This is a genomic window from Mesorhizobium quangtriensis, assembly GCF_040081925.1.
Classification (GTDB): Bacteria; Pseudomonadota; Alphaproteobacteria; order Rhizobiales; family Rhizobiaceae; genus Mesorhizobium_K; species Mesorhizobium_K quangtriensis.
Map to the genome: position 1 here is coordinate 441,406 of NZ_JBEBMF010000004.1, position 15,585 is coordinate 456,990.

Below are 15,585 nucleotides of genomic sequence, written 5' to 3' on the forward strand. Positions count from 1 at the left end.
AAACGCAAAGCCGACTATCAGTAATTACGCCCTTCAGGCGAGCTATCCGAAAACGGTTACTCAAGCCGAAACCGCATTCGCCAACCCGTCTATGAGCAGATCAAAAGCGATGCGCAGGTCCTCCTGTCGTAGCTTCTCGACCAAATCGCCGCAAGTCGGCAGGCCAATCTCGACGGACCTGCGACTCGTTCATCCGCATCAGCCGCGGACCAATTGCGCAGCCGCTTCGCCGGCGCTGTCCATATAGCTGGTGTCCCGGTGCAGAAGCACGACGGCGAATGCGCCATCGAGCAGAAGAACGATCTGCCGCGCGAGACGGCGCGCTTCGTCGGGGGCCCGGATTTCCTCCAGCACGACGCAGAGCCAGTCCTCGACCCGCTTCTTGTGCGCGCGGCCCGCGAGGATCGCCGGATGTCCCGGCAGGTGGATGAGCTCGACCGACGTCCGCAGGAACCCGCACCCCTTCCACTTGGGATGCCGCGCAGACGCCGCCAGATTGCGGAAAATGCCTTGCACCTTGTCCGCCGTGTTGCCCTCGGTCTCGGCGAACCAGCGCTGGAACAACGCAAGGTTCGGCTGGTCGCGCGTTTCGAGATAGGCGGCGATCAGGTCGTCCTTGCTGCGGAAGTGATAATAGAGCGTTCGCTTGGTAAGCCCGGCCTTTTCGGCGACCGCGTCGACGCTCACGGCGCGGATGCCTTCCGCGTGGAACAGCTTCCCGGCTGCCTCAATGATGCGCTCGCGTGTCGGTCTCAATGATCTAGGCATGCCCGAATGTATACTGACCAGTGAATATACTCAACCGGCATACACATTTATCCTTCCGGCATGCGTAACCGGTCTTCAAACACCACCCTTATCGAAGGACAGCCGGTCGAGCTTTCCTCACCGGACGGTGTTCTGCTTGCCGGCCATCTCTGGCGGGTCCGGCAAGCGGACCCTATGGGGACCGTCATTATCAATCCTGCAACCGGGGTGCTCGCGCGCTATTACCATCGCTATGCCCGTTTCCTCGTGGAGCACGGATTCGACGTGCTGACCTATGATTATCGCGGCATCGGGCTGTCGCGGCCCGTCCATCTGCCTGGCTGCGGCTATCGCTGGCGTGACTGGGGCGAGCTGGATTTTGAAGCCGCCATCAGGTTCATAGAGCAGCAGGGTCGTCATGACAGAGTGCTGGTGGTCGGGCACAGCGTTGGCGGCTTCCTGCCGGGACTCGCTGCGAGTGCTCGCCGCATCGAGCGCATGCTGACCGTTGGCGCCCAATATGCCTGGTGGGGCGACTACGCCTTGCATCGGCGGCTCCGCCTGTTTCTCAAATGGCATGTGGCGATGCCCGCCCTGACGCTTGCCTGCGGCTATTTCCCCGGCCGCCGGCTCGGTTGGCTGGAAGACCTGCCGGCTGGCGTCGCTCTCGAATGGAGTTTTCGCAGGTCGCGTTTCGAGCATAGCCATCCGCGCGCGCTGCGGCGGAGGGCGCTCGACCGCATGGCTGCCGTTACGGCGCCGATCCTGGCGGTTGCCATGTCCGACGACGAGCTTGGAACTCCGGCCGCCATTCGCCGGACGCTGAACTACTACACCGGCAGCGCCGAGCGAACCGCGGTGCTGCTACGGCCGTCGGACTATGGACGCGACACGGTCGGACATTTCGGCCTGTTCCACGATAGCCATGCCGCCGGCTTCTGGCTGGAGACGCTTCTGTGGCTGCGCGACGACCGAAATCCATGGCCCGGCCACGTCATCGATCCTTGAACGGAAGGTTTTCATGCACCGTCTCTTTTACTCGCCCGGCGCCTGCTCGCTCGCTATCCACATCGTGCTGGAGGAGATTGGCGAGCCTTACGAGGCCGAGGTCCGCTCAGCCAAAAACGGCGAAGGCACGACGACGGCGGACTATCTGGCGCTCAACCCGAAAGGCCGCGTGCCGGCGCTGACAGGCGTTCCCGGTGGCGCTGGCGGCGCACCTGACCTTTTGACCGAAGCCGTCGCTATCCTGTTGTTTCTCGCTCGAAGCCATCCCGAGGCGAAACTGCTGCCTGCCGATCCGGCTGGTGAAGCCCGATGCCTGGAATGGCTGAGCTGGATCTCGATCGATCTACACGGCATCGGCTATGGCCAGCTCTGGCGTCCGCACCGGTTCGTGCCCGATCCGGCGCTCCATGAGGCAGTGAAGAGCAAGGGGATTGAGAACATTCGCACCGCCTACGATCATATCGACCACATCCTGTCCGATGGCCGCGAATGGGCAGTGCCCAGCCAATACACGGTCGTTGATGCCTATCTTGTCGTGTTCTGGCTTTGGGGTCAGCGGATCGGTCTTGAGATGGACACAAGCTGGCCGGACTTGGCGCGGCTGATGAACAAGGTGCTGGAACGTCAGACGGTGAAGCAGGCGCTCAGGCAGGAGGGCCTGGCTTGAGGTGATGTCCATCACGGCCCATCAGGCGTGCGTTGCGGATGTCAGATGCTCGAACAGACTGCGCGCGGGCGCGGTCAGCTCCGCTTCGCTGCGAACACAAACGGACAGTTCGCGCGTCGCCCAGCCGTCGTGAAGCCGAGCCATTGCAATACGCGCGGATCGCCTCAAGCGCCGCGCTGCCGTTTCCGGTACGATGCCGACGCCGACGCCCTCGCTGGCCATTCGGCAGATACTTTCGAAACTGCGAAGCGCCACGCGCAACTTCAACTTCGTCCCAAACTGGGCAGCCTGCATCTCAAGGTGCTGTTGCAAAGCTCCGTCCGCCAAGGCGATGAAAGGATGATCGAGCAGATCGGCGAAGCGAAGCTGGGGCTTTTTCGCAAGATCATGGTCCAGCGCGAAGACGGCTACCAGCCGGTCGATGGCGAAGGGGTGCGATATGAGGTCGGCGATCTCGGCGGCGCTGGACAGGATACCGATTTCGGCAAAGCCCGCGGCAACGCTGCGCGCGATCTCAGAGCTTTGCCTTTCTTTCAGTTCGATGTCGATCTGTGGATGGGCTGCCATCCAGGGCGCGAGCCGTTCGGGCAGAAATTCCGTAACCGCCGCCGTATTGGCGAAGATGCGGACGCTTGCGCGCATTCGCTTGGCGTAGCGGGATATCTCTCCGCGCATCTGCGCCATCTGATGCAGGATCGTGCGCGCATGGTGGGCGAGCGCCTCGCCGGCTTCGGTCGGACTGACGCCCCGCCGGCCGCGCTGGAGCAGCAGGACTTCGCCTGCGGCCTCCATGTCTCGCAAACGCTCGCTGGCAGCCGGCAGCGACATCCCTGCATCGGCCGCGCCATGGGTGATGCTCCCGGCATCGACGACGGCCAGGAAAAGGCGCAGATCAATCAGGTCGAAACGCATGCTGACCGTATAGTCGCATTTTTGCCTTCGGCATAGCCGAAGTCACGCATCGGTCTTTCCGCATTGCGCGAAAACGACCGCCCGATATTCATGGGCAATGTTTGATCTTTCCACACCGTTACTCGCCGCAGTCGTTACCACCTTCTTCGCGGCCGGCCTCGTCAAGGGCGTCACCGGCATGGGGCTGCCTACCGTGGCGATGGGCGTGCTTGGTGCCCTTGTCTCTCCGCTGGCGGCCGCAAGCCTGCTGATCGTGCCATCCTTTGTCACCAATGTCTGGCAGCTCCTGGCCGGCCCGAACTTCGGCGCGCTCCTGCGGCGGCTCTGGCCGATGATGCTGGCTGTCGTCGCGGGAACCGTGCTCGGATCGACATGGATCGCCGGCGGCGACACGAAGCTTACGACAGCATTTCTCGGCATCGCGCTCGTCGTCTACGCGGCCTTTACATTGTTTGCGCGTCAGATCAGCGTTTCGCGCCGTACCGAGCCGTGGCTGTCACCGCTGATCGGCGCAATCACAGGAGCCGTGACGGGGGGAACCGGCGTTTTCGTCATTCCGGCAGTTCCTTATCTCCAGGCGCTTGGTCTGTCGAAGGACGACCTCGTGCAGGCTCTCGGCCTCTCGTTTACCGTGTCGACGATCGCGCTCGCCATCGGACTTGGCGCGCATGGAGCATTCCAGGCCGACCGTCTCTGGCTATCGGCGCTCGCTGTCTTGCCTGCGCTGGCGGGCATGTGGGTGGGGCAGCGCGTTCGCAACCGGATCAGCCCGCTCGCCTTTCGCCGCGGCTTCCTGATTTGCCTGCTGCTTCTCGGCTGCGAAATGGCTACGCGGTCTCTGCTATGATTTGAGAAGTCTCGTGGGCAAGCAAATCCACCAATGTGAGAGGTCGATTGTTTTCTCTAACTTCGGCGAACCGGAACGTAGTCGGCACTCGATCTTCTGCGAAAAGCTCATAGAGCAGAGCACAAATAGCTGTTAGATCAAGTTACATTGGATTCCGGCGAGCACGAATCGGGAGGGCGGGAACGATGCATTTAAGGAAGCTTGCTGTCCGTAACTTTCGACGGCTGCAAGATGTTGTTATCGACCTTGCATCTGATATTTCCATCTTCGTCGGCGCTAATAATAGTGGCAAGACGTCCGTCGGCCACGCACTCCAGCTCTTCACAGGCCATGGCCGTTTTAACATCCATGATTTCAGCGCGGATTTATGGCCGGGGATCGTTGCATTCGGTGCGGGCGACGACAGTCTTGCGTTGCCGACCATGGAAGTCGATATTTGGCTGGAAATCGGGGCGGAGGATGTTCATCGCGCCATTGACCTGCTGCCTAGTCTCGCTTGGGACAGCACACTCGTCGGGATGCGTGTCGCCTATGCGCCTATAGACCCTGACGCGACACGTGTCCGTTTCAATGAGGCCCGCGAGCGCGCGCTCGCTGCAGTCGAGAAAGACGCGAACGGCGCCCCGGTGTTTGACCCGGCGCCACGACACCTTCGTGATTATCTGCGCGATACTCTGCATGATGAGTATGAGCTGCGCCACTTTGTGCTTGATCCGGCGCGGTTCGACACCGACATGGTCGCCGAGGACGGCTACGTACCCTCGTCGCTTGCGGGTCGGGATCGCAGCGGCCGCGAAATTCTCAACAGCATCCTGCGTATCGATTTCCTGGACGCCCAGCGTCACCTGTCCGACAGCGCTGGAGGAGGTCGGGCCGAAGACCTGTCGCGAGTCCTCAGCCGCTTCTACGGGCGCAATCTTGAGCAGAAGGGTGACGACCTCGAGGCGCTTCGCGCATTGGCTCAATCGGAGATCGCGCTCAACCAGCATCTGGAGAGAGTGTTTGAGCCGACCTTGAAGAGCTTATCAAAGCTTGGATATCCTGGACTCTCCAACCCTCGCATGATGATCCGCTCCGCGCTCGATCCGGCACAGATCATGAGCAGCCGTGATGCGGCCTTGGTCCACTATGCGCTCGGCCCAGACGACGGTGCGGCCGATCCCCCGACATTGCCTGACCGCTACAACGGGTTAGGGTTCAAGAACCTCATCTTTATGGTCGTTGAACTGCTCGACCTCCATGCGCAATGGCTGGCTATCGAAGAAAACCGTCCGCCGGTCCATCTGATCTTCATCGAGGAACCAGAGGCGCATCTGCACGCGCAGCTCCAGCAAGCTTTCATTCGCAAGGTGATGGACATCCTCGCGCTCAAGGGTGTCGACCGGACCGCTTACACAAGCCAGGTCGTCGTCACCACGCATTCGACCCATATCCTCTACGAGCGGGGCTTTCGGCCGATCCGCTATTTTCGGCGTTCGCGCGCGAACGCCAAGTCGACGTCCGACGTGCTCAACCTTTCTGCATTCTACGACAGCACCGCCCCGGACATTCGCACCTTCCTTGAGCGCTACCTCAAGCTCGCGCATTGCGATCTGTTCTTCGCGGACGCTGCCGTGCTCGTTGAGGGCAATGTCGAACGGCTATTGCTGCCGCAAATGATCGAGACTGCTGCTCCGCGACTGCAATCGACATATCTCACCATTCTAGAGATTGGTGGCGCTTTCGGCTACCGCTTCAAGGCGCTGATCGAATTTCTCGGCCTCACCACCCTCATAATAACCGACCTTGACAGTGTGTTCGGTCCAGCAGCCTTGGCCGAAGGCGAAGACGCCGTCGTAGGCCAAGCTGGTGGGCCCGCGGACCAGAGTGAGGCTGCCGCACAGGAGGAGCCCGATCTCGACGCCGCTGACGAGGATGATGAAGGCGAAGAGGCGGCGCCGGCGGCGGGCGACAAGCCGGGCAAGGCCTGCATTGCCGGGCATCCAGGCGCGGCGACCTCCAATCAGACGTTGCTGCAATGGCTGCCTAAATGCGGGACCGTCGAGGCGCTCTGGGCTGCGACGGCCGACGACAAGACTCAGGCTCGTGTGAATGACGATGACGCGCTTGTTCGGGTTGCCTATCAATGCCGCACTGACGTCAGTTGGGGCCACGATACGGCCGCGCTCGCAGGACGAACGCTTGAGGAGGCTTTCGCGCTTGAGAACCTCGAGTGGTGCCAGCACAAGGATCGCCGGCTGCTTCAGTTGAGGATCGCGAAGAACGACGAAAAAACGTTGGCTGAGCTCGTCAGCCGTGTCCACAAGCGCGTGCAGGCGAAGAGTTTTAGCAAGACCGACTTTGCTCTGGCGTTGCTCGCCGAGGATCCGACCAAGTGGACTGTGCCGGAGTATATCGCAGAAGGGCTACGTTGGCTGGAGGGTGAAATCGCTCCACCCGATCCGGAACCTGATGACGGGGACGAGAGCGAAGACGAAGGCAGCGATGGTGGGGCTGACGGCGAGCACGGCGACACTGGCGCTGAAGACGCCGTCCACCTCGCCGTCTCCACCGCTGGCAACGGTTTTGCCGCATGACCAGTCGCATCGGCAGCCCGGACACACCCGCTGACGTCGAGGTTCGTGCCTGTCTTGATGGAAAAGTTCCCCGTTCCTTCGTGATGGTCGCAGGGGCCGGCTCCGGCAAAACAACCTCGCTGATCAAGGCCCTCGACCATCTCGCTCGAACCCGTGGCCCTTCTCTGCGTCGCGCCGGGCAGCAGATCGCCTGCATCACCTATACAGAAGTCGCCGTCGGCGAGATTTCTGAGGATGTCGGCGTCTCGCCGCTATTCCACATCTCCACGATCCATAGCTTCCTGTGGTCGGTGATCCGACCGTTCCAAAGCGACATAGCAACCTGGGTTGGCGTCAGGATCGAGGAGAAGATCGCCGAGCGGCGAGCGCATCACGAAAAGCCCCGCACGCAGGCACGAACCAAGGCGCGGTTAGAGATCGAGATCGCCGAACTCGAGGCTCAGTTGGGCGCGATTGCGTCGGTGGATAGATTCACCTACGGCACTGGCAGCAGCTATGCCGAAGGTATTCTGGGTCATGATGACGTCCTCAAACTGACGCCCTATTGTGTGGGCGCGCATCCGCTGTTGCGCAGAGTGATCGCCAGCCGTTTCCCATTTATCTTTGTCGACGAAAGCCAGGACACCAACCCGGAAGTTGTCGAGGCATTGCGCTCGATCGCAGCCGAGCAGCCTAGTTTGTGTGTCGGCTTTTTCGGCGATCCGATGCAGAAGATCTATATGAGCGGCAGCGGCGCTGTTCCGCTTGACGAAGGCTGGGCAAACATCAGCAAGCCGGAGAATTTTCGTTGCCCGACGTCAGTTCTCGCGGTCGTCAACGCCATCCGCGCCGGCGGCGACGGTCTCGTCCAGACACGTGGACGCCGGATCAAGGTCGGCGAAGTAGAACAGCCCGTGGTTGGCACGGCCAACCTGTTCGTTCTGCCGGCCGACCATCAGCGAAGCGCTCGCCTCGCCGCGGTCCGTGCATGGCTCGCAGCGCATACCGAAGACGAGCTTTGGCTGAGCGATGTCTCCGAGGGCGATGTCAGGCTGCTGGTCTTGGTTCACCGGATGGCCGCCGTCCGGCTCGGCTTTCCGAGCCTCTACTCTGCGCTCAACGATCACGCCCCGACCAGCTTTGCCGAAGGAATCGCTGACGGCTCCGCCTGGCCGCTTCGACCTATAGCGCAGCAGATCCTGCCGATCGTCTCGGCAGTTCGGCAAGGCGACCGCTTTACGGTCATGTCGATCCTGCGTCTTGCCAGCCCCAAGCTCCAGCCCGATCGCCTGCGTGGCCAGCCAGCGTCGGCTGTGCTGACAGGACTGCAGCAGGCGGTCGATCACCTCGTAACGATGCTTGCTGACGGTTCGCAAGCGACAGTCGGCGCGGTGATGCGGCACGTCCAGGATACGGACCTGCTTCGACTGGATGACCGCTTCGGACCGCATCTCGTTGACGAGCCGGTGGACGACGGGAGCAGCGGCTTCGCAAATGTTCAGGCTTTGCTCGCCTGTAGCGTCAACGAGCTCTGGGCGTACCGCCGCTACTTCACCGAGGAGTCGCCGTTCGCGACGCACCACGGTGTGAAGGGAGCGCAGTTCGAGCGGGTCCTCGTCGTGGTGGATGACGAGGAGGCGGCGTTCCACCAATACTCTTACGGGAAATACTTCGGCTACGTACCGCTTTCTGACAATGACCAAGCCCGGATTGAGGCTGGCGAAGAGACGGTCCTCGATCGCACGCGGCGTCTTTTCTACGTATGCTGCTCACGCGCCATGACGGATCTTGCCGTGGTGCTCTTCGTGCCGGACGTGCCGACGGCGCTCGCCGCAATCGCAGAAAAAGGGTTGTTCCCGGGCACCTCGGTTTGGGGCGTTGAGGCGCTCGCCTGATCAACGGGAGCGAACGGCACCATCGTGGTATCCGTTTCGGTGTCATGCGAAACAGCGACTGCCTCAGGCCGAAGGCTTCAAGAGGTGAACGCGGGGATATCCCAACCGGGAGGATCATAGATCTTCGAACGCTTGATCTGGCCCGAGAAGCCCGTCGCTTTCGCGATTGCCGCCCTGTCAGCCTTCCCGCCCCGTCGATCCCGGTTCGGATCGGCCATGATCTGCGTGATCATATCGTGAGGATCGACTGGATAACGATAAAGACCGCGGGTATCGCAGTTGCCCGCATCGCCGAAGTGGAGCAAGCGTATTTCGGCCTCGTGCTTGAAGGCGCGGCGCTTGAGAAGAAGCGATCGGGCGAGCCCTCGTGCCGAGATTTCCAGGCGTCCGTTGTTGGCCAGATATGCCTTCAGGGCCGGCTCGGTTTCATAGCTCACGGCGCCTACAAAACAGGTGTCTTGAGGCATGCGAGGGTGAGCTGCGGCAAGCGATGTCAGCAGTTTGCGTGGCGTCGAACGGATACGCAGATACCTCTTACTCGGATCGTTCGCATAAATTCCCCACATCGCTTCCGAGAGGCTGTGCCGCGTCCAGCACTGGCCGACGAAATCATCCTTGAAACCGTAATCGAACCGTTCTCCATCCAACGTTCCGCCGAGGTTGAGCTGGAAATTCTCAAACTTATCCTTCCAATTGCTGATCTTGCTCAGGACGTTCTGGCTGTCGCTGAACAGCGTGAAAACGTACTCCTGCGGCATGATGCGATAGATGTGTTGATCGAGTTCCTTGTCGTCCAGATTCAGGAAATTCATTCTTGTTGTTCCCCCCATTATGACACTCGTAGTTCGAACACGCTATCTGGCCTGACGCGCCGCTTCGTCTCGTCGCCGTTGAACGATGCTTTCCATCAGACGCGGCTGCGGCGTCCTGCCGAAGCGGTTCTGAATGAAGCGCGCCTGATTCTGATCCATGCCGTAGACGAACCGCGATGCGCCTTCGACGACCTGCCGATTGCATTCTTTCACGAGAGCGATCTGGTTTGTGCGCAGGACTCCATCGAGAAAGCCGCGATCATGGGAGGCGATGAAGAGAAGGCGCGGACCAATCGGCAGCGCGATATGGTCACCCTCCTGATCGAGGCCATTCGTCCTGATTATCGGGCGGTCGGAGGTCAGGAATGCGGGGGCGGCTGGCGGTGATTGCAGCACGCGCCAGTCCATTTCGTTGATTTTGCCGCCAACGCTGTCGTGGTCGACCAGGGAATAGAAGACCTGGAACTGATGGCGTTCCTTGATGCCTAGCGGTTGGCCGGCGAGGAACTCGGCAAAGGTCTCTGGATCTTCAGCGCCGCGCGCAGCCTGATAGCGCGCTTCAGCGTCAGCGTCGGTGCGGCTGAAATCCTCGTGCCACCATTCCCTGAAAGCCTCGATATCCTCGGGGCAACGCAGCAGCAGCGACAGGAGAAACCTCGTCCACGCCGAGCGGCTATGGCTGTCCCAAGACGCCTGGTGGCCGTGTCGTTCGAGCATGGTGAGCGCGTTGGACGCCCAGGTATCGAGCGGCTTAAAAAACTTTTCTTCAACCTGCTGTGCAAGGCTCGGCTCAAAGCCCTTCAGTTCATACAGGCGCTCCTGATACCCGGTGCGATCAGGCATGATCTTTCTCGCAACGATTTCATGACGCGGTTTGGTGAACTCCGTGACCTTGCCGTCGGCAGCCGCCCATTTTTTCAGGTAAAACGCTGGAATATAGTGATGCTTTGTTGGAGGGTTTGACGTCATTTACTGTATTAAGCCGTTTTCGTGATATTCCCTCAAACGATAACAAGTACAGAATGTAATTTCACCGGAAATTCCTACCTTTCACCGTTATCAGGCCGATGTGGGCGTGACCGTCCGACAAGGTTCGGCCCCCGAACGGGCTCGGCGGCAGGACGAGCGGACCTGGCGTCGAAGTACCGTGATGAAGCTCGTCCCCGCATCCGCTAAATGCTGGCTCGGGCGTCAGCGAGTGATGCTGCTATCGCGGCCACCGAGCGGAAAAGGACGAGCGGATCATCCCGCGTGGGAAGGAAACCACGCCGTTGCCAGAACTGCGCGGCTTCATTGTCCACGGCGTTGACCATCAGCGCTCGCCCGCCGACCAGACTTGCGGCCTGAACGCAACGCTGAAGCGCATGCTTCACCAAGCCCGTGCCAACGCCGCGTCCCGACCATTCCGTATCGGCGGCAAGCTGGCCGAGAAGAAGGCAGGGGACCGGATCAGGCGGCTGACCAGTGCGGATCGAGCGCGGCAGCACTCCCGGGACAACGGCGGTCGGCGCAAGACCGTAGTAGCCAACGACACGTCCGGCCTCGTGAACGACGAGAACTGCCGTGAAGCCCTTCTGCTGATTGGAGAGAGCGCGTGTCTTCAGCCAGTGATCAAGCGTCGGGTTCCCACAGGAGAACTCGGACACGTCATGCGTGGCGGTGAGCGGTTCGGGAGCCGATAGCGCCACGATTTACCGCTTCGCCTCATAACCGGCTTCCCAGGGTGCCGGCCGCCTGGACAGTTCGACCATTTCCGGAACCGGAGCTGCCGGGGCGGAGAGAACCTCCATGAACCCGGCGAACCCTTCCGGGCTCATACGGATCAAGCTTTGCTCCATGACGACTTCTTCGGCCGCACGCACCGCAGCGTCACGCACGAAGTCGGTGCGCGAGCGCCCACGCAGCGTTGCCGCACGATCGATCATTGCGACATCCGCTTCCGGCAGTCGCATCGAGATCGGATATTCCTTGCGTTCGGCATTGGCGACCATAACTTTTCTCCTTAGCCGCATGATAAGAGATTGTATCGTAAAACGCAATACGCTACGATGGCGTTTATGTTGAGCGATCTGAAAAATGCCATCTCGGTACGACCGGTGGTCCGTTCGGAGACAAAAGCGAACAGGTTATTTCGCTATGCCAGTGCGCGCGGGCACACGCCACGCCACGCCTGCATACGCCGGAACACGGCAATAGTCGCCAAACATTCTATCGTGTTTTCAGTTGCTTATACTTCATATCCGGCAAACTCTACCGGGTATGAGCGTGCGATCAACCCATACTCCGCCGAAAATGAAAAGAAGCGAGCGCGAAGAGCTGCTCGAATCTCTTCTGCTCCACGAGCCGGAACTTACCTTTACTCCTCGTGGCGAGCCCGATCCACGGCTCTTGCGCTTGGTGGCATTTCTGGCGCGGCAAGCTGCTCGGGAATGCTACGCGGAGGAAGTGAAGGCGACGAGGCGACGGGGGAAGCGCGCCTCTTGATGCACCGAGGAGACGCGCATTGAAAGTTGCGATCTATGCCCGCTATTCGTCCGACAGTCAACGTGACGCGTCCATCGCCGACCAGTTTCGGATGTGCCGCCTTCATGCCGAGAAGCAGGGTTGGACCATTGTCGAGGAATACTCTGACCACGCCATTTCCGGCTCCAGCATGATCCAGCGCGCTGGCATCCAGGCGCTGATCATGGATTCCAGCCGCGGCCGTTTCGACCTGATCATGGCCGAGGCGCTGGATCGGATCAGCCGGGATCAGGAAGACATCGCCGGCATCTACAAGCGCATGCGCTATGCCGACGTGAAGATGCTCACCCTGTCTGAGGGCGAGATCAGCGAGTTGCATGTCGGGCTCAAGGGTACGATGAACGCGCTCTTCCTGAAGGATCTGGCCGACAAGACCCGACGCGGGCAGCGTGGCCGTGTTGAGGCGGGAAAATCGGGTGGAGGCAATTCCTACGGCTACGACGTGGTGAAGAGGTTCGACGCCAACGGCGAACCGATCCGCGGCGACCGCACGATCAACGAGGCTCAAGCCGAAGTCGTCCGCCGCATCTTCCGCGACTATGCCGCCGGCAAGTCGGCCAAGACCATAGCCTTCGCGTTGAACAAGGCGGGTATCGCCGCCCCGTCCGGCGGAGAATGGGGCTTCAGCACTATCAACGGCAACCCCAAGCGCGGGAACGGCATCCTCAACAACGAGATGTATGTCGGCAAGATCGTCTGGAACCGTCAGCGCTTCGTGAAGGACCCCGATACAGGCAAGCGCCAGGCTCGCCCCAATCCCGAATCCGAATGGGTCGTTCAGGAGGCACCGGAGCTGCGCATCCTTGACGACGATCTCTGGAATGCCGTGAAGGCGCGGCAGGGCGAAAACCGGACCGAGCGGGACGAGGCCGGTGTCGCCGACATCCGCAAGATGAACTATCGCCGCCGACCCAGGTATCTCTTCTCCGGTCTCACGCGTTGCGCTTGCTGCGGGGGCGGTTACTCGGCGATCTCAGCCACGCTGATTGGTTGCTCGACGGCACGCAACAAGGGAACCTGCGACAACCGCGTCAACATTCGGCGCGAGGAACTCGAAGCGCGGGTACTGAACGCCCTCCGCACCCGCCTTGTTGATCCCGAACTGTTCGCCCGGTTCTGCGAGGTGTTCACCCAGGAAATGAACCGGCTGCGCATGGAAGGCCGCGCGGGGATCGCTGCGGCCGAGGCGGAGGTGGCCAGGATCGACCGGGAGCTCGATACACTGCTCAACCTGATCCTCAAGGGCGGCGCGGCGGATGCCATCAACGCGAAGATGGTCCTGCTGGAAGCCCGGAAGAAGGAACTGGCGCTGTTCCTGGCCGAGGCCGAAGAGCCGCCGCCGCTTCTCCATCCCGCCATGGCGCTGCAATACCGCAACCGCGTCCAGCAACTCTACGAAGCCTTGCAGGATGAAGAGGAAGAGAAGCGGACCGAGGCAGCGGACATCCTGCGCTCTCTCGTGGACAGGATCGTGCTGACCCCCGTCGAAGGCAAGGTGGAGATCGACGTTCAGGGCGATCTCGCTGGAATCCTTATGATTTCCGCTCAAAAGAAAAACCCCGCCTGGGGGCGGGGTGGATCGCAAGTAAAGATGGTTGCGGGGGCAAGATTTGAACTTGCGACCTTCAGGTTATGAGCCTGACGAGCTACCGGGCTGCTCCACCCCGCGCCACCGGATTTTTGCCAGAGGCAAAATATCCATCACGCTTTTCCACCAAATGAAAGGGCCGCTTGCGCGGCCCGATGTCCCTTGGCGGGCCTTCGTAGAGAGAAGATTTTCAAACATGCGCTTGGCAGACCTGGCAGCGACTTACTCTCCCGCGTCTTAAGACGAAGTACCATCAGCGCTGGGGCGTTTCACGGCCGTGTTCGGAATGGGAACGGGTGCAGCCACCCCGCCATAACCACCAGGTCGGCAAAGAGCATGTTTGTTTCGAGAAGCTGTTCTTGTTGTGCCGTCCTATCACCGCCTTGCGGCGCGATGGGCACAGAGAATGAGAACGATCAAGCCGATCGAGCTATTAGTACCGGTAAACTTCATGCGTTGCCGCACTTCCATACCCGGCCTATCAACGTGGTCGTCTTCCACGGCTCTCAGGGAATACTCGTTTCAAGGTGGGTTTCCCGCTTAGATGCCTTCAGCGGTTATCCCGTCCGGATATAGCTACCCTGCAATGCGGCTGGCGCCACAACAGGTCCACCAGAGATCCGTCCATCCCGGTCCTCTCGTACTAGGGACAGATCCTTTCAATATTCCTACACCCACGGCAGATAGGGACCGAACTGTCTCACGACGTTCTGAACCCAACTCACGTACCGCTTTAAATGGCGAACAGCCATACCCTTGGGACCTGCTCCAGCCCCAGGATGCGATGAGTCGACATCGAGGTGCCAAACAACCCCGTCGATATGGACTCTTGGGGGTCATCAGCCTGTTATCCCCGGCGTACCTTTTATCCGTTGAGCGATGGCCCTTCCACGCGGGACCACCGGATCACTATGACCGACTTTCGTCTCTGCTCGACTTGTCAGTCTCGCAGTCAGGCAGGCTTATGCCATTGCACTCAGCGAACGATTTCCGACCGTTCTGAGCCCACCATCGCGCGCCTCCGTTACTCTTTGGGAGGCGACCGCCCCAGTCAAACTACCCACCATACATTGTCCCGGACCCGGATAACGGGCCGCGGTTAGACATCCATAGTTGCAAGGGTGGTATTTCAAGGGTGGCTCCACCGAGGCTGGCGCCCCGGCTTCAAAGCCTACCACCTATCCTACACATGCCACTACGAATGCCAATGTAAAGCTATAGTAAAGGTGCACGGGGTCTTTCCGTCTAACCGCAGGAACCCCGCATCTTCACGGGGAATTCAATTTCACTGAGTCTATGCTGGAGACAGCGGGGAAGTCGTTACGCCATTCGTGCAGGTCGGAACTTACCCGACAAGGAATTTCGCTACCTTAGGACCGTTATAGTTACGGCCGCCGTTTACTGGGGCTTCGATTCAGAGCTTGCACCCCTCCTCTTAACCTTCCAGCACCGGGCAGGCGTCAGACCCTATACGTCGCCTTGCGGCTTCGCAGAGCCCTGTGTTTTTGATAAACAGTCGCTACCCCCTGGTCTGTGCCACCCTCCTCTGCTTGCGCAGAAAAGGGTCACGCTTCTTCCGAAGTTACGCGTGCAATTTGCCGAGTTCCTTCAGCATAGTTCTCTCAAGCGCCTTGGTATACTCTACCTGACCACCAGTGTCGGTTTCGGGTACGGTCTATAAGCGGGAGCTATTTCCTGGAACCTCTCCGCAGCCCATTCAATCCGATAAGAATGAACCACTTGTGAGATCCGTCACTACCCGCAGGCTCACGAATATTAACGTGATTCCCATCGACTACGCGTTTCCGCCTCGTCTTAGGGGCCGGCTAACCCTGCTCAGATTAGCTTTAAGCAGGAACCCTTGGTCTTTCGGCGGGGGTGTCTCTCACACCCCTTACGTTACTCATGTCAGCATTCGCACTTCTGATACCTCCACGGCTCCTCACAGATGCCGCTTCACAGGCTTACAGAACGCTCCGCTACCGCTCGCATTGCTGCGAACCCTAAGCTTCGGTGTATGGCTTTAGCCCC

Annotated in this window: 12 protein-coding genes, 1 tRNA gene and 2 rRNA genes (1 of these 15 only partly in view); 6 read left to right on the forward strand and 9 right to left on the reverse strand. The window is 60.3% G+C overall.

Annotated elements, in window-relative coordinates; translation table 11 throughout:
- Positions 1-198 precede the first annotated feature (198 nt).
- The gene (locus ABMA32_RS21660; protein WP_349015817.1) at positions 199-768 is read right to left on the reverse strand and encodes a TetR/AcrR family transcriptional regulator; all 570 of its coding nucleotides are present in this window, start codon (positions 766-768) and stop codon (positions 199-201) included.
- Positions 769-828: 60 nt separating this feature from the next.
- Between ABMA32_RS21660 and ABMA32_RS21665 the strand changes: the two genes are divergently transcribed.
- Complete coding sequence (locus tag ABMA32_RS21665) at positions 829-1,755, forward strand: alpha/beta hydrolase family protein (RefSeq protein WP_349015818.1); 927 nt, start codon at positions 829-831, stop codon at positions 1,753-1,755.
- A gap of 13 nt (positions 1,756-1,768) precedes the next feature.
- The gene (locus ABMA32_RS21670) at positions 1,769-2,422 is read left to right on the forward strand and encodes a glutathione binding-like protein (RefSeq protein WP_349015819.1); all 654 of its coding nucleotides are present in this window, start codon (positions 1,769-1,771) and stop codon (positions 2,420-2,422) included.
- 21 nt (positions 2,423-2,443) lie between these two features.
- Here the strand turns inward: ABMA32_RS21670 and ABMA32_RS21675 are convergent, their stop codons facing one another.
- Positions 2,444-3,334, reverse strand: coding sequence for a LysR family transcriptional regulator (locus ABMA32_RS21675; protein WP_349015820.1), 891 nt, complete (start codon positions 3,332-3,334; stop codon positions 2,444-2,446).
- 97 nt (positions 3,335-3,431) lie between these two features.
- Between ABMA32_RS21675 and ABMA32_RS21680 the strand changes: the two genes are divergently transcribed.
- The 3 genes from ABMA32_RS21680 to ABMA32_RS21690 all read left to right on the forward strand — a co-directional run bounded on the left by ABMA32_RS21680 (position 3,432) and on the right by ABMA32_RS21690 (position 8,631).
- Entirely contained in the window at positions 3,432-4,181 is a 750-nt protein-coding gene (locus tag ABMA32_RS21680; protein ID WP_349015821.1) for a sulfite exporter TauE/SafE family protein, read from the forward strand.
- Between the two features lie 185 nt (positions 4,182-4,366).
- A complete protein-coding gene (locus ABMA32_RS21685; RefSeq protein WP_349015822.1) occupies positions 4,367-6,757 on the forward strand; it encodes an AAA family ATPase in 2,391 nt (796 codons plus the stop codon).
- On the forward strand, positions 6,754-8,631 hold the full coding sequence (locus tag ABMA32_RS21690; RefSeq protein ID WP_349015823.1) for a UvrD-helicase domain-containing protein: 1,878 nt from the start codon (positions 6,754-6,756) through the stop codon (positions 8,629-8,631). Before ABMA32_RS21685 ends, ABMA32_RS21690 begins: the two co-directional genes overlap by 4 nt.
- A gap of 77 nt (positions 8,632-8,708) precedes the next feature.
- Here ABMA32_RS21690 and ABMA32_RS21695 read toward each other — a convergent pair whose 3' ends face one another.
- The 4 genes from ABMA32_RS21695 to ABMA32_RS21710 all read right to left on the reverse strand — a co-directional run bounded on the left by ABMA32_RS21695 (position 8,709) and on the right by ABMA32_RS21710 (position 11,434).
- The gene (locus ABMA32_RS21695) at positions 8,709-9,443 is read right to left on the reverse strand and encodes a hypothetical protein (RefSeq protein WP_242220534.1); all 735 of its coding nucleotides are present in this window, start codon (positions 9,441-9,443) and stop codon (positions 8,709-8,711) included.
- Positions 9,444-9,485: 42 nt separating this feature from the next.
- Positions 9,486-10,412, reverse strand: a complete 927-nt coding sequence (locus tag ABMA32_RS21700; RefSeq protein WP_242220532.1) for a DUF4238 domain-containing protein — start codon at positions 10,410-10,412, stop codon at positions 9,486-9,488.
- 203 nt (positions 10,413-10,615) lie between these two features.
- Positions 10,616-11,131 (reverse strand): GNAT family N-acetyltransferase, encoded by a 516-nt coding sequence (locus tag ABMA32_RS21705; protein WP_242220530.1) that lies wholly within the window; start codon positions 11,129-11,131, stop codon positions 10,616-10,618.
- 3 nt (positions 11,132-11,134) lie between these two features.
- The gene (locus ABMA32_RS21710; protein ID WP_242220529.1) at positions 11,135-11,434 is read right to left on the reverse strand and encodes a type II toxin-antitoxin system TacA family antitoxin; all 300 of its coding nucleotides are present in this window, start codon (positions 11,432-11,434) and stop codon (positions 11,135-11,137) included.
- Positions 11,435-11,946: 512 nt separating this feature from the next.
- On the opposite strand from ABMA32_RS21710, the gene ABMA32_RS21715 reads away from it, so the two are divergent.
- A complete protein-coding gene (locus ABMA32_RS21715; RefSeq protein WP_349015978.1) occupies positions 11,947-13,602 on the forward strand; it encodes a recombinase family protein in 1,656 nt (551 codons plus the stop codon).
- Here ABMA32_RS21715 and ABMA32_RS21720 read toward each other — a convergent pair.
- From ABMA32_RS21720 to ABMA32_RS21730, 3 genes are all read right to left on the reverse strand, one after another.
- Positions 13,559-13,635 (reverse strand) — tRNA-Met (locus ABMA32_RS21720). The two genes, ABMA32_RS21715 and ABMA32_RS21720, sit on opposite strands and share 44 nt — an antisense overlap.
- A gap of 128 nt (positions 13,636-13,763) precedes the next feature.
- Positions 13,764-13,878, reverse strand: a 5S ribosomal RNA gene (rrf, locus tag ABMA32_RS21725).
- 88 nt (positions 13,879-13,966) lie between these two features.
- Positions 13,967-15,585: ribosomal RNA gene (locus tag ABMA32_RS21730) — 23S ribosomal RNA — on the reverse strand (it continues 1,177 nt past the right edge of the window).